Annotated in this window: 15 protein-coding genes; all 15 read left to right on the top strand. The window is 73.1% G+C overall.

Annotated elements, in window-relative coordinates; translation table 11 throughout:
• Positions 1-21: 21 nt before the first annotated feature.
• Complete coding sequence (locus tag ELR47_RS09840; RefSeq protein WP_130649744.1) at positions 22-384, top strand: hypothetical protein; 363 nt, start codon at positions 22-24, stop codon at positions 382-384.
• Between the two features lie 72 nt (positions 385-456).
• Entirely contained in the window at positions 457-696 is a 240-nt protein-coding gene (locus ELR47_RS09845) for a hypothetical protein (RefSeq protein ID WP_130649745.1), read from the top strand.
• Between the two features lie 58 nt (positions 697-754).
• Positions 755-958: a Sec-independent protein translocase subunit TatA/TatB gene (locus tag ELR47_RS09850; RefSeq protein WP_130649746.1), complete on the top strand. Its 204-nt coding sequence runs from the start codon at positions 755-757 to the stop codon at positions 956-958.
• Positions 942-1,727 (top strand): twin-arginine translocase subunit TatC, encoded by a 786-nt coding sequence (tatC, locus tag ELR47_RS09855; RefSeq protein ID WP_130649747.1) that lies wholly within the window; start codon positions 942-944, stop codon positions 1,725-1,727. The genes ELR47_RS09850 and tatC overlap by 17 nt, the downstream gene beginning before the upstream one ends.
• Positions 1,724-2,398 (top strand): hypothetical protein, encoded by a 675-nt coding sequence (locus tag ELR47_RS09860; RefSeq protein WP_130649748.1) that lies wholly within the window; start codon positions 1,724-1,726, stop codon positions 2,396-2,398. The genes tatC and ELR47_RS09860 overlap by 4 nt, the downstream gene beginning before the upstream one ends.
• Before the next feature lie 168 nt (positions 2,399-2,566).
• A complete protein-coding gene (locus ELR47_RS09865; RefSeq protein ID WP_188584372.1) occupies positions 2,567-5,320 on the top strand; it encodes a DEAD/DEAH box helicase in 2,754 nt (917 codons plus the stop codon).
• Between the two features lie 56 nt (positions 5,321-5,376).
• Positions 5,377-6,303, top strand: coding sequence for a diacylglycerol/lipid kinase family protein (locus ELR47_RS09870; RefSeq protein ID WP_165403984.1), 927 nt, complete (start codon positions 5,377-5,379; stop codon positions 6,301-6,303).
• 70 nt (positions 6,304-6,373) lie between these two features.
• Positions 6,374-7,468, top strand: coding sequence for a M24 family metallopeptidase (locus tag ELR47_RS09875; protein ID WP_268234445.1), 1,095 nt, complete (start codon positions 6,374-6,376; stop codon positions 7,466-7,468).
• A 37-nt stretch (positions 7,469-7,505) separates the two neighbouring features.
• Complete coding sequence (locus ELR47_RS09880; protein ID WP_130649751.1) at positions 7,506-7,958, top strand: GNAT family N-acetyltransferase; 453 nt, start codon at positions 7,506-7,508, stop codon at positions 7,956-7,958.
• On the top strand, positions 7,955-9,100 hold the full coding sequence (locus ELR47_RS09885) for an acyl-CoA dehydrogenase family protein (RefSeq protein ID WP_130649752.1): 1,146 nt from the start codon (positions 7,955-7,957) through the stop codon (positions 9,098-9,100). The genes ELR47_RS09880 and ELR47_RS09885 overlap by 4 nt, the downstream gene beginning before the upstream one ends.
• Positions 9,101-9,119: 19 nt before the next feature.
• On the top strand, positions 9,120-9,509 hold the full coding sequence (locus tag ELR47_RS09890) for a hypothetical protein (RefSeq protein WP_130649753.1): 390 nt from the start codon (positions 9,120-9,122) through the stop codon (positions 9,507-9,509).
• A gap of 94 nt (positions 9,510-9,603) precedes the next feature.
• A complete protein-coding gene (locus tag ELR47_RS09895; RefSeq protein WP_165403985.1) occupies positions 9,604-11,202 on the top strand; it encodes an amidohydrolase in 1,599 nt (532 codons plus the stop codon).
• 447 nt (positions 11,203-11,649) lie between these two features.
• Entirely contained in the window at positions 11,650-12,084 is a 435-nt protein-coding gene (locus tag ELR47_RS18345) for a hypothetical protein (protein ID WP_165403986.1), read from the top strand.
• A gap of 26 nt (positions 12,085-12,110) precedes the next feature.
• Positions 12,111-13,679 carry an apolipoprotein N-acyltransferase gene (gene lnt / locus ELR47_RS09905; protein WP_130649755.1) on the top strand — a complete coding sequence of 523 codons (1,569 nt, stop codon included), beginning with the start codon at positions 12,111-12,113 and terminating at the stop codon, positions 13,677-13,679.
• Complete coding sequence (locus ELR47_RS09910; protein WP_130649756.1) at positions 13,676-14,464, top strand: polyprenol monophosphomannose synthase; 789 nt, start codon at positions 13,676-13,678, stop codon at positions 14,462-14,464. Before lnt ends, ELR47_RS09910 begins: the two co-directional genes overlap by 4 nt.
• Positions 14,465-14,482 lie beyond the last annotated feature (18 nt).

Genomic DNA, 14,482 nt, shown 5'->3' on the forward strand with positions numbered 1-14,482 from the left:
GGCGCACGAAGGAGGCCGCACATGACGAGGATCCGCGCGAACTGCCCCGGTTGTGGCGAGGTCGACCTGCGGCCGCCCGACGTAACGCTGCGCATCGTGCGCGCCGACGACGGGCTGGTCGGGGAGGGGAGCACCTACCGCTTCCTGTGCCCGGACTGCGACGAGCTGGTCACCAAGCCGGCTGACGAGCGGATCGCGCAGCTGCTCACCACGGGCGGCGTGCCGATCGAGGAGTTCGGGGACATCGACCGCCTCCTCGAGCTGCTGCTGCCGCCGCACCCCGAGGGCACCATCGACGCCCCGGCCTTCACGGACGACGACCTGCTGGACATGCAGAACCTGCTGAAGGGCGACGACTGGTTCGAGCAGCTCCTGGCCACCTGAGGTGTCGGCGCGGCGACACCGCCTAGACTCCGGACGCCCGCTCGTGGGCGTCCGTCGTCGTCAGGTCCCGCCATGCCCGTCCCCGTGGTCGCCGTCGTCGTCGGGGTGTTGCTCGCCACCCTCGTCGCGCTCGTCGTCCTCGTCGTGGTGCTCGTGCGCCGCCTGGCGCGGATGGCCGGTGACGTGCGCGAACTCGAACGGCGGCTCGCGCCGGCACTCGCCCAGTTGCAGCGCGACGCCGAGGTGACCTCGGTCGAGCTCGAACGGGTCGGTGACGCGTTCTCCCGCGTCGGGCGGGACCGGAGCAGCTAGACTGCCCGAGCGGGGGATCCGCCCTCCGCACGGCTGCCTCGACGCCAGGAACGCTCCCATGACCATGCCCGGCGGTTGGGAACTGATCGTCATCCTGTTCATCGTGCTGTTGCTGTTCGGGGCCAAGAAGCTGCCCGACCTGGCCGGTTCGGTCGGCAAGAGCATCAAGGAGTTCCGCAAGGCCTCCGACGAGGCCGACGCGGAGTCGCGTGCCCGCGAGGACGAGCAGCCGCCAGCGCCGCGTCGTGACCCGGAGTCCTGACGCCGTCGCTGAGGGCGACACCCCCGGCGAGATGACGCTGTTCGAGCACCTCGCCGAGCTGCGGACCCGGCTCTTCCGCGCCCTGCTGGCGCTCGCCGTGGGCAGCATCGTCGGCTACGTCCTGTTCCCGTGGGTGCTGCAGGGGCTGGTCGACCCCTACTGCCAGGCGCTGGCGGTCCTCCGGCCCGAGGACAGCTGCAACCTGATCGCGCTCCGGCCGCTGGAGCCGTTCTCCGTGCGGATGAAGACCGCCGTGGTCATCGGCCTGTTCGTCGGCGGCCCGGTGATCTTCTACCAACTGTGGCGCTTCATCACGCCCGGGTTGACGCGCACCGAACGCCGCTACGCACTGCCGTTCGTGATCCTGAGTCAGGTCATGTTCGCGCTCGGCATCGGGTTCGCCTACCTCGTCATCCCGCAGGGACTGCGGATCCTGCTCGGGATCGCCGGTCCCGACGTGGAGACGATGCTGTCGGCCAACGAGTACCTGTCGTTCTTCCTGACCACCTCGGTGGCCTTCGGGCTGGTGTTCGAACTGCCGCTGGTGCTGGTGTTCCTGTCGCTGGTCGGCATCCTCCAGTCGGCGCAGCTGCGGGCCTGGCGGCCCTACGCCTACGTGGTGATCCTGGTGGCCGCGGCCTTCATCACGCCCACGACCGACGCCGTCACGCTGCTGTTGATGGCCGGACCGATGATCCTGTTCTACGAGTTCTCGATCGTCGCCGCCCGGCTCATCGAACGGGCACGTCGCCGCCGGAGTCGCGCGTGACCCCGCACGACGTCGGTCCGCGCCCGACGGGCGTGACGGGCACGGGGGAGATGGACACCTCGACCCTGATGCGGCTGCGACGCGCGCTCTACCGCGCGCGTCGGGCCCGCCTGGGTCGCGCACTCGTGCTGACGACACTGGCGCTGATCGCGGGGTTCCTGCTCGGACGGGAGACCGCCCCGGAACCCGGACCGCAGCTGCGTACGACGCTCGAGCAGCGCGTCCTGCCGCTGGTGTTCGACGCGGACGGCATCTGGACCTCGGGCACCGGCGCCCAGCCGTCGGTCAGCGAGGCGCTCGTGGCCCTGCAACGCGACGAGGACCCGTCGCTGGTCCTCGCGGCCGACGATGTCTGGCTGGCCGCCTACGACAACGTGCTCGATCGCCTCGCCGTGCTCGACGTGCCACCCGAGGGCCGTCCGGTGCAGCGGCAGTTCATCAACGGCATCACGCTCTCGCGCGACGCGGTGGTGGTGCTCGCACGCGCCGCGGACGTCGACGACGCCGACCGTCGGGCGGGGTTGCTCACGGAGACCGCGCGGTTGCGCGTCCGTGGCGAACAGATCGTGCAGTCGGCGCGGGCGGGCATCCACGACCTCGACGGTGGCTCCGGCGAGGTGACGACGCTTCCCGACCTCCCGGAGTTCCCGACGCTGGAGGGCGGGGACTGACGGCGGCACGGTCGAGTGCCGGGGGCCTGGTGCGCCGCCGTCGACGGCCCAGCCCCTAGCCTCGCGGCCCGCGGGGTGTGCCGGCCGCCGTCCCGGTGCCCGTACCCGTCCGACCCGACCCGTGACTCGACCCGACGCCTGACCCGACCCGCGACCAGAGAGGGAGCCGTGGCCGACGCCCTCGAGCACGACGAGCCGTACCGGGCGGTCCTCGACGACCCGGTCGTGGCCACCTTCGTCCGGGAGCTGGGGTTCGCGCCGGACGCGTTCCAGCTGCGTGCCATCGCCGCACTGCTGCGCGGACGCAGCGTGCTCGTCGCCGCCCCCACCGGGGCGGGCAAGACGGTGGTGGGGGAGTTCGCCTGTCACGAGGCGCTGCACGCCGGCGGCAAGTGCTTCTACACCACACCGATCAAGGCGCTGTCGAACCAGAAGTTCCGCGACCTGGTCGAGCGCTACGGCGAGGACCGTGTGGGACTGCTCACCGGCGACCGGTCGGTCAACGGCGAGGCCCCGGTCGTGGTGATGACCACCGAGGTCCTGCGCAACATGATCTACGAGGCCTCGCCGACGCTGCGCGAACTGCGCCACGTCGTGCTCGACGAGGTCCACTACCTCGCCGACCGCTCCCGCGGAGCGGTGTGGGAGGAGGTCATCGTCCAGCTGCCCGCCTCGGTGCAGCTCGCGGCCCTGTCCGCCACCGTCAGCAACGCCGAGGAGTTCGGTCGGTGGCTCGACCGCGTGCGCGACCACGGTGAGGTGGTGATCGAGGAGCACCGTCCGGTGCCGCTGCGTCATCACTACTTCGTCAACGACAAGGTCTACGACACCTTTCGTGCCGGCCGCAAGGGCGGGGCGAGCCGCGAGCACCGCGAGCGGGCCGCCCAGGCGCTGGCCGGGGTGCCCAATCCCGACGTCGTGATGCTCGAACGCCGGGCGCGCACCCGCAACCGCGTGAGCAACAAGGGCCGGCGGATGGGCCCCGACGTCAAGCTGCGCTGGCCGTCGCGTCCCCACGTGATCGAGGAGCTCGCCCACCGAGGCTGGCTGCCGGCGATCGTGTTCGTGTTCTCCCGACAGGGCTGTGAGGACGCCGTCGCCCAGCTGCTGCAGGCCGGCGTCCGGCTCACCGACCGCGCCGAGCGCGACGAGATCGCCGCGACCGTGGACACGATGCTCGGGGACCTGCCCGACGCCGACCTGCGGGTGCTGGGTTTCGACCGCTGGCGTGCCGGCCTGCTCGACGGGATCGCCGCCCACCACGCCGGCATGGTCCCGGCCTTCAAGGAGGCGGTCGAGGTCCTGTTCCAGCGCGGACTGCTCAAGGTCGTGGTCGCGACCGAGACCCTGGCGCTGGGCATCAACATGCCGGCGCGCACGGTGGTCATCGAGCGCCTCGAGAAGTGGAACGGTGAGTCGCACGTCCTGCTGACGCCGGGCGAGTACACGCAGTTGACCGGACGTGCCGGTCGGCGCGGCATCGACTCGGTCGGCCACGCGGTCGTGCTCTACCAGCGCGACCTGGACTTCCCGACCGTGGCCGGTCTGGTGGGGACGCGGACCTACCCGCTGCGCAGCTCGTTCGCGCCGTCGTACAACATGGCCGTGAACCTGCTGCGCCGACACGACCTGGTCCAGGCCGAGGCCCTGCTCGGTGCCTCGTTCGCCCAGTTCGAGGCGGACGAGTCCGTGCTGCGCAGCGCCGAGCGTCTCACCGAGCTCGAGGAGGCGCTCGCGGGATACGCCGGCCACCTGCGGTGCGAGCTGGGGGACTGGGACGACTACTGGCACCTGCGCCGGTCGCTCAGCCGGCTCGAGAAGCGCGAGGCGAAGGAGCGGCGGCGGGACGCCGAGGACCAGGTCCGTGCCGGCATCGCGGCGCTGCAACCCGGCGACGTGCTGCACCTGCCCTGGACCGGCCGCCGTGGGCTGGTCGCGGTCGTCGGCGTGCAGTTCACCAAGAAGGGGACGCCGCTGCTCCAGGTCGTCAGCGACGACCGGGCGCTGAGCAAGGTGGGTCCGCGGGAGTTGGACGCGCCACCGGTCCCGGTCGAGCGCATCCGCCTGCCCCGCAAGGGCAACCCGCGACAGAAGGACTACCGGCGCGACATCGCGATGCTGCTACGTGGTCTCGAACCGCCCACGCTGGACGATGCCGTACCGCCGGCGACCCGCGGTGCGGTCGACGCCGGCCCCTCGGAGGAGGTCCGCGAGCTGCGTGCGCAGGTCCGGGCCCATGCCTGCCACGCCTGCCCCGACCGGGCCGAGCACGAGCGCTGGCAGTACCGCGCCGACGACCTGCAGGACCAGGCCGCCGGCTTGCGCCGTTCCATCGAGCGGGCCACCGGGTCGTTGGTCCGCCAGCTGCACCGGATCCTGCGGGTGCTGACGCACCTGGGCTACCTGGTCGAGGACGACGCGGGCATCCGACCCACCGACGAAGGGCTGCGGCTGGCCGGCATCTACAGCGAGGTGGACCTGCTCGTCGCCGAGGCCGTGCGGCGAGGTGTGCTCGACGAGCTCGACCCGGCGGAGCTGGCCGGCATCGCGGCGCTGTTCCTCTACGAGCCGCGTGGTGGTGAGCCGACGGAGCGTCCCGAGCTGCCGACGTTGGCGCTGTACGACACGGTCGACGAACTGCAGGAGCTGGCCGAGGAGCTGCGCCGTCACGAACGCGACGCCGGGGTGCGGCCGCTGCGCGACCTCGACGCCGGGTTCGTCGCTGCCGCCTATCGCTGGGCGTCGGGGGACGACCTCGACGAGGCACTCGGCTCGCTGCAGCTCACCGGCGGCGACTTCGTGCGCAACGTCAAGCAGGTCGCCGACCTCGTCGGTCAGCTGCGCAGCGTCGGCGGCCAGCCGTTGTCCGGGACGGCCGCCGAGGCGGTCGACGCGTTGCGACGGGGCATCGTGGAGGCCTGAGGACGCCGACGAAGCGATTATCCTCCGGATCCGCCGCTCCAGGAGTCAGCCGCCTCGTGTCGTCCCCTCTCGGTCCGCCCCTGCTCGTCGCCAACCCGGGGGCCGGCGCCGGTCGCGACGCGGTGCTGCCGCGACTGACCGCGGCGCTGCGGACGCGGGGCCTCGACTTCGACGTGGTCACCACCGGGGGTCCGGGTGACGCGACCCGCCTCGCTCGACAGGCGGTGCAGGACGGACGGCGATTCGTCGTCGCCGTGGGCGGCGACGGCACCGTGCAGGAGGTCGTCAACGGGCTCGTCGACGCGGAGACCGGCGAGGTGCGCGGTCGGCGACCCGTCCTCGGCGTCGTCGCCGGGGGGACCGGGTGTGACTTCGCCCGCACCTTCGGACTGGACCGGGCCCCGGAGGTGCTCGCCGACCATCTGCTCGGTGAGCAGACCCTGCCGATCGATCTCGGGCGCGTGCGGCTGACCGGCCTCGACGGCCGCCCCCGCACGGTGCTGTTCGCCAACATCGCCGAGGCCGGCTACGGCGGCGACGTCATCGCCCTGGCCAACCGGCTGCCCCGCCGCCTCGGCCGGGCGCGTTACGGCGCCGCGATCGTCGGCGCCATCGCCCGTTTCCGGCACGTCGAGACCACGGTGACCGTCGACCAGGGCACCCGCACCGAGCCGCTGTGCAACGTGGTGGTCGCCAACGGGCAGTTCTTCGGCCGCGGACTGCAGGTCGCCCCGCGGGCACTGCCCTACGACGACAGGTTCAACGTGCAGTCGTGGGGTGCCACCCCGTTCGACGTCCTGCGCGCCGCCCCGCAGCTGCGCAAGGGCGACCACCTGTCGCGCAGCGACGTCCGGGAGTGGCAGTCGGCGCGCGTCGAGGTGGCGGCGTCCCGGCCGCTGCTGGTGGAGGCCGACGGCGAGGTGCTCGGGCGTACCCCGGCCAGCTTCGACCTGCTGCACCGGGTGATCGACCTGAAGCTGTGAGGTCCTCGCACGCCGGTGGGCCTGCGGCCGCCCACGGCTCCTAGACTCGGTCGCCGGACGAGGAGACGTGGTGACGACGCAACGGTTGGAACGGGCACGAACGGCGATGCGCGACGCGGGAGTCGACGCGCTGCTGGTCGGGCCCAGCGCGGACCTGCGCTACCTGGTCGGCTACCACGCGCTGCCACTGGAGCGGCTCACGTTGCTGGTGGTGCCTGCCGAGGGCGAGCCGGCGCTGGTCGTGCCGGAACTCGAGGCGGCCCGTGCCGAGGAGTCGGGCGCGCACCGTCTGGCCCCGCTGCGCCCGTGGTCGGAGACCGACGACCCGATCGATCTCGTCCGCGACCTGTTGCGGCGTCGAGGTGCGCAGGACGGCCGTCTGGCGTTGCAGGACCGGCTGTGGACCTCGTTCACGCTGCAGCTGCAGTCGGCACTGCCTGGCGCCGAGTGGGTGGCCGGTTCGACCGTGATGCGCGAGCTACGCCTGCGCAAGAGTCCCGACGAGATCCGGGCCCTGCACGAGGTCGGGACCGCCATCGACACCGTCCACGCGGCCGTGCCCTCGCTGCTGCGGCCCGGCCGCACGGAGGCCGAGGTCGGACGCGACATCGCCGAACGCATCCTCGTCGACCACGACGAGGTGAACTTCGTCATCGTCGCGTCCGGTCCCAACGGCGCGTCCCCGCACCACGAGACCGGTGAAAGGGTCCTGCAGGCGGGCGACGCCGTGGTGGTCGACATCGGCGGGACCCGCAACGGCTACTGCTCCGACGTGACCCGCGACTACGTGCTCGGCGAGGCGCCCGACGGCTACGCCGAACTGCACGCGGTGCTCGAGGAGGCCCAGGAGGCCGCCGTCCGCGCCGTGCGGCCCGGGGTCCCGGCCGCGTCCATCGACGAGGCCGCCCGGGCGGTCATCCGCGAGGCCGGCTACGGGGAGTACTTCATCCACCGCACGGGTCACGGGATCGGCGTGGAGGAACACGAGGAGCCCTGGATCGTTGGCGGCAACCACCAGACGATCGAGGCCGGCATGGCCTTCTCCATCGAGCCGGGCATCTACGTTCCCGGACGCTACGGCGCCCGCATCGAGGACATCGTGGTGGTGACCGAGGACGGCGTGGAGCGGGTCAACCACCAGCCGCGACGGTTCGTGGTCTGCTGAGCACCGCCGGGACGCGTCGCAGGGGAGGGCAAGGGAGATGACACCGACGCCATCGGGCGTGCAGGTCCGCCGCGCACGGATCGAGGAGATCCGACCGCTCGCGGCCGAGTACCGGGCGGAGCAGGAGTCGCTGTACGGCACGCCGGGAAACCCCCCGCTGCCGCAGGGCGGCATCTTCTGGCTCGCCGTCGACCCCGACGACGACCGTCCGCTGGGTTATGCGGCCGGGACGCTGCGACCCACCGGCTGCACCATCGGCCCCATCTTCGCCCGGGCCGACGCCCGCCGCCGCGGTGTCGGGGAGGCGCTGCTGGTGACCATCCAGCAGTGGGCGGGGCAGACCCGGGTCCCCGTCGTCGAGATCTCGGTCGCGGCGGACAACGACGCCGGGCAGCGGTTCCTCGAAGCGCTCGGCTACGTCCCCCGCCGCGTACTGATGTCCCTGACCCCGGCCGGTGCCCGGCCCGTGCCCGCACAGGACCCGACATGATCCACCGCCTTCCCGAGGAGCAGCAGGCGCTGCTCGAACTCGTCGAGGGGTTCCGTCGCGAGACGGTCGCTCCCCAGGCCGACCGTTGGGAGCGCGAGCACGCCTTCCCCCGACCGGTCTTCGACCAGCTCGCCGCGATGGACCTCACCGGCCTGCCGTTCGGCGAGGACGTCGGCGGCTCGCAGATCCCGTTCGCGACCTACCTGATGGTGGTCGAGGAGCTCGCCCGCGGGCACCTCGCGGTGGGCCTGGGGCTGTCGGTGCACACGCTGGCGACGTGGGGCATCGACGCTCACGCCACGGCGCCCCAGCGGGAGCAGCTGGTTCCTGCCCTGGTCGCGGGCCGCGCGCTGGGGGCCTACTCGCTCTCCGAGCCGGGATCCGGCTCCGACGCGGCGGCGATGACCACCGTCGCCAGACGCGACGGTGAGGTCTATCGCCTCGACGGCGTCAAGGCGTGGGTCACCCACGGCGGGATCGCCGACCGCTACCTGGTCATGGCGCGGACCGGTGAGGCGGGTGCGCGCGGGATCTCCGCGTTCGTCGTCGATGCCGACCAGCCGGGGCTGACCGTCGCCGCGCCCGAACAGAAGATGGGGATGTGGGCCTCGCCCACGGCCCAGTTGGTGTTCGAGGACGCCCCGGTGCCCGTCGACCGCCTGATCGGGGACGAGGAGGGGACCGGCTTCCGTATCGCCATGGCCTCGCTCGACGGTGGCCGGCTCGGGATCGCCGCGTGCGCCACCGGGCTCGCGCAGGCCGCGCTCGACGCGGCGCTCGGCTACGCCCGCGAGCGCGAGCAGTTCGGGCGCCCGATCGCCGAGTTCCAGGGGGTCAGTTTCCTGCTCGCCGACATGGCGACCCGGACCGAGGCGTCGCGGACGTTGTGGCAGTCGGCCGCCGACCGCCGCGATCATGGTTTCGACGTGACCCGGACCGCGGCGATGAGCAAGCTGTTCGCCACCGACGCCGCGATGCAGACCACCACCGACGCGGTGCAGGTGTTCGGCGGCTACGGCTACACGACCGACTTCCCGGTCGAGCGCTACATGCGCGAGGCGAAGGTGCTCCAGATCGTCGAGGGCACCAACCAGATCCAGCGGCTGGTCATCGGGCGTCAGCTCACCGGGTCGCGCGGGTGACCAGCATCCCGTCCGCGCCGTGACCACGTCCGACCCCGGTGCCGGTGATGCCCGTCGCCGCGCCGCGTCGCGACCTGCCGGCGACGCGGCGGCGGCCGACGCCGCCCGCGCGCACGACCGACGGCGCCTGCGGGCCGCGCTCCGTCTGGTGGCCGCAGGTGCGCTGCTGGGCGCACTGGGCGCGGGCGTGCTCGCCGCGCTCGGTGCTCCCGGGGCGAGCGGCCTGGTCGCCGTGTTGCTCGGGCTGGTCGTCGGGTGCGTGGTCGCCGCCGTGCACCTCGCCGCGTGCAGTCTCGTCGACGAGGCCCGCGGCCGGCCCGTGTCCCTCCGCCGACCGGCGTGGTCGCTCGGGCTGTTCGTGATGGCCGGTCTGCTCCTGCTGGTGGTCGGGGGGGCGACCCGGTCGTGAGGAGCCGTTCGCCGTGGTCGGTCCCGGGTCCCGGATGCCTACCCTGGCGCCCGGCGGCTCGCGCCGTCGCGTCGACCGTGGTCACAGGAGCACCGTGAACGCCGCAACCGTCACCGGGGTGGGACGGACGTCCGTGCCGCCGCGCCGCGGGACGCTGTTGGTGGCGGACCGCATCGTGACCCTCGGACGTGCCCGTTCCGAGGCGCGGGCGATGGTCGTACGCGGCAGCCGGGTCGTGTGGGTGGGCGACGACCTCTCGCAGGCACCTCCGCACGAGCACCGGCTCGACCTCACGGGTTGCGTCATCGGCCCGGCCTTCGTCGACGCGCACGCCCATCTCACGCCGACCGGGATGGGACTGACCGGGCTCGACCTGGCCACCGCGCGCTCGGGCGCCGAGGTGCGCCACGCGGTCGCCAGCTACGCCAGCCAGCACACCGGCCGGGTGCTGTGGGGACACGGGTTCGACCCGCACGCCTATCCCGACGCCCTCCCCGGTCCCGACGAGTTGGCCGCCGTGTCCGGTGGCGCCGCCGTGTTCCTCTCCCGGGTGGACGGTCATGCCTGCCTGGTGGACCGCCGCACCCTGGCCTCGGCGCCACTGGCCCGCGCCGAGGGGGTCGAGCGGGACGCGGCGGGCGAGCCGACGGGGCTGCTGCGCCGCGAGGCCAACTCCATCGTGCGCCGCTGGAGCGTCGGGGCGATGTCGGCTCCGGAGCTCCAGTCGGCCCGCAGCGCCGCCGTCCGGCACGCCGCCGCGCTGGGCATCGCCTCGGTGCACGAGATGGGTGGTCCCGACATCATGGGGCTCGACGACTTCGACGCCTGGGTCGACGGCGAGTGGCCGATCGAGATCGTGCCCTACTGGGGCAGCCTCGACGTCGAGGTGTCCGTGTCGCGGGAACTGCACCACGTCGGCGGTGATCTGTTCCTCGACGGCTCGCTCGGGTCGCACACGGCCGCGCTGTGCGCCCCGTACGCCGACCGTCCCGAGACCGCCGGACACCTCGAGCTCGACGACGACACGCTCGCGGACTTCTTCGAGGAGGCCACCCGCGCCGGGCTCCAGGCCGGCGTGCACGCGATCGGGGACGCCGCCCTGCACCAGGTCGTGCGGTGCTGGCGCAAGGTCGCCCAGCGCACCGACGCGAGCGATCTGGACGCGATCCGTCGTCTTCGTCACCGGCTCGAACATGCCGAGGTGATCCCTCCCGAACTGCTCGACGACGTGGCCGAGCTCGGGTTGATCGTCTCGGCGCAGCCGATGTTCGAACAGCGCTGGGGCGGCCCGGCCGGGATGTACCGCGCCCGCCTCGGCGAGGAGCGGGCCGCCTGGTCGAACCCGTACCGGGCCCTCGCCGACCGGGGGGTGGACCTCGCCTTCGGATCGGACAGCAACGTCACGCCCATGGACCCGTGGGGGACCGTCCGGGCGGCCGAGCACCGGCACCGGCCGCAGCACGCCGTGACCCGCCTCGAGGCCGTGTCCATGTCGACGTTGGGCGGCCGGCTCGCCGCGCGGCAGGAGCGCTGGGTCGGCGTCGTACGGGCGGGCATGCGCGCCGACCTGGCGGTGTTCGCCGGCGACCCCTACCGGGCCGACGACCCCCGGGACACCGCGTGCGTGCTGACGCTGGTGCAGGGGCGCGTCGCGCACGGCGACGCACCGCTCCCGGACGCGCCCAACCGGTAGCGGGCGTGCGCGCGGATGCCGTTGGTCGCGCGACGTGCGCAACGCTTCCGGCGGGCACCGCCGAGGGCTTGACGCGACCCCGACACGCTGGTTGGTTGCCGGCACACGGCGGTGTGACGCACTCCCTGCGGAGGGGGCGGCCGGTCGGTGGGGGAGCGCAGGCGACTGCGCAGCCCGTCGGCACGGAAACCTCGAGGGGCGTGCGGCATGCCGCGGTGGACGACTGCTCAGTAGACAACGTGGCGACGGTCAGCCGTACCGATCGCGTCACGGCCCCAACGGCGGCGCCACCTGCACGTCCGGGGGGTCCTCCGGCACGACCGGAGCGACCCCCCGGCGTACGCTCCTGCCACCCCGAGGCCGTCTTGCGTCCCTTCCGGCGCTCTGGTACGAAGCGCGCCCGTCGGCGTCTCCTGCCGGCGGCCAGACCCGCGCAGGAGCACGTCCGTGGCAGCTCGCAACGGCCCATCCGGTGACGACGACCTCCTCGACGAGGTCGGGACCGACGCCGACGAGTTCGACGACGAGGACGGCAACGGCCTCGCGGACGAGTTCGACGACGAGGACGCCGACGAGGAGGCCACCACCGACGCCGACGACCTCGGCGACGAGTCGCTCGAGGCGGCCGGTGAGGACCTGACCGTTCCGGGTCCCACCGAGGAGAGCGACGAGGACGAGGAGGAGCCCGCGTCGTTGCCGGCCACCGTCGCCTTCGACGACGACGAGGACGAGATCGTCAGTGCCGTCGCCGGCGACGACGACGAGGGCGACGAGATCGACGGGGTGCGCGAGGGAGAGTTCGTCTGCCGCTCGTGCTACATGGCCAAGCTCGAGACCCAACTCGCCGATCCGGAGCGCATGCTCTGTCGCGACTGCGCCTGACGCCGCTGGGCGCGGCGACCGCCCCGGTGCTCGCCGCCGCCTCGGGGCTCGCCGTGGTGGCCGCCCATCCACCACTGGGGTGGTGGTGGACGAGCTTCCTGGCGCCCGTCCTGCTGCTCGCCGCCATCGACGTCGACGCGGCCGACGCGGCGGACCGCGAGCGACGGCCCCGTGCCTTCCGCCTCGGCCTGCTGATGGGCCTCGCGACGTTCCTGCCGATGCTGTCCTGGCTGGTGCTACCCGCCGGCTTCGTCGGCTGGGCACTGCTGAGCGCCGTCCAGGCGGGCTTCTTCGGTCTGCTCGCCCTCGCCGTGCGACCGTGGCTGCGCTCGCGGTGGCTGCCGCTGATCGTGGCCGTGGCCTGGACGGGCGTCGACGCATGGCGGGCGATCTGGCCGCTCAACGGCTTCGAGTGGGGAGCGATCGCCTATGCCCACGTCGAGGGCTCCTGGCTCCTGCCGGTCGCCAGGATCACCGGGGGCCGGGGCATCACCTTCTTCGTCGTGCTCGTCGGGGCCGCCGGGTACGCCGTGGCACGCACCACGCTCGCGGGTCTGCGCGCGCGGGAGGAAGGCCCGGTGGAGTACGCGGTGACCCCGGCACGTGCGCCGGTGGCCGTGCTGCTGGGCGCGCTGTTGCTGTCGGTGCTGGTCACGATCGAGCCACCCGCCTCCTCGGGGAGTCTCGACGTGCTGGCCGTCCAGGGCAACGACATCCGCCACTGGGAGGAGGACGTCACCGACGCCTCGTTCCGGATCACGAGCCAGTTGCGTGACCAGACCGTGGCCGCGACCGCAGGAGGCCCGCCACCGGACCTGACGGTGTGGCCCGAGGCGAGCATCGACACCGATCCGTTCAGCGACCGCGGCGCGCACTTCCTGCCGCTGCTCGAGGAGGCCGCGTCGAGCTCGCGCCACCTGCTGGCCGGGATGAACATCGACGGTCCGGACCCACGGACCGGGTTCTGGCGCACGCAGCTGCTCGTCGACACCGACGCACGGGCGGTCGGTCGTTACGACAAACGTCGGGTGGTGCCCTTCGGCGAGTACATCCCGATGCGCACGTATCTCGAGTGGTTCCCGCCGCTTCGCCAGATCCCGCGCGACATCCTGCCCCACCCCGAGCCGCACGTCGTCACCGTCGACGACGTCCCGGTCGCGGTCCTGATCTGCTTCGAGACCCTGTTCCAGGACATCAACCGCACCAACGTGCTCGCCGGGGACGAGCCGGCGCAGCTGATCGTGACCGCCACGACCGACGCCTCCTACGGGGAGAGTGCCCAGCCCGACCAGCACCTGGCCCAGAGCCGGCTGCGGGCGGTCGAGACGGGACGGTGGGTCGTGCACGCCGCGCTCTCGGGCGCGTCGGCGTTCGTCGACCCGCACGGTGGTGTCGAACAGGTCACCGACCTGTTCACGCAGGCCACCATCCGTCGACAGGTGCCGCTCGTGACCGGCACGACGCCCTACCTCCTCGTCGGTGACGTGGTCGGCTGGATCACGCGCGTCGGTGTCCTCGGACTGCTCGGGTTTCCGCTGTGGTCGCGGTTGCGCCGACGGCCCGACGTCCGTGAGTCGGTCGAGGTCGACGGATGAGGGCGCTGGTCGTCGTGCCCACCTACGACGAGCGCGGCACCGTCGAAGAACTGGTCACGGCGCTGCGCGCCCTGCCCTCGCCGCCCGACGTGCTGGTGGTGGACGACGCGAGTCCCGACGGCACCGGTCAGGTGGCCGATGCGCTGGCGGGCGCCGATCCCGGGGTCTCGGTGCTGCACCGGCCGGCCAAGGGGGGGCTCGGTCCGGCCTACCGGGCCGGCCTGCGCTGGGGCCTCGACCGGGGGTACGTCGCCCTGGTCGAGATGGACGCCGACCTCTCCCACGACCCGGCGGACGTGCCGCGGCTGCTGGCCGGGCTCGACCGCGCCGACCTCGTGATCGGTTCCCGCTACGTCAGCGGTGGGGACGTGCGGCAGTGGGCCGCGGCTCGGGTGGCGCTCTCCACGGCAGGCAACCGCTACGTGCGCGCCCTGACCCGGCTGCCGGTCCGCGACGCGACCAGCGGATTCCGGGCGTTCCGGGCGGCGGTGCTCCGCACGATCGCGATCGACGGGCTGACCTCCGACGGGTACGCGTTCCAGGTCGAGACCGCGCTGCGCGCCTGGCGGGCCGGCTTCGTGCTGCACGAGGTGCCCATCACCTTCGTCGAGCGGCGCGAGGGCGCGAGCAAGCTCTCGCGCCGGGTGGTGGCCGAGGCCGCCTGGCGCGTGCCGGCCTGGGGCCTGGCCGCGCCTCTCGGGTCGAGGCCGCGCCGAGCGCACCCGGCGTCGGTCGTACGCCAGGACCCGGACGCGGCGTCACCGTCCGCGCCGTCGACGCGGTAGCCTCCCGCCGCGCGCACC

The sequence above is a fragment of the Egicoccus halophilus genome (assembly GCF_004300825.1).
Taxonomy (GTDB): Bacteria; Actinomycetota; Nitriliruptoria; order Nitriliruptorales; family Nitriliruptoraceae; genus Egicoccus; species Egicoccus halophilus.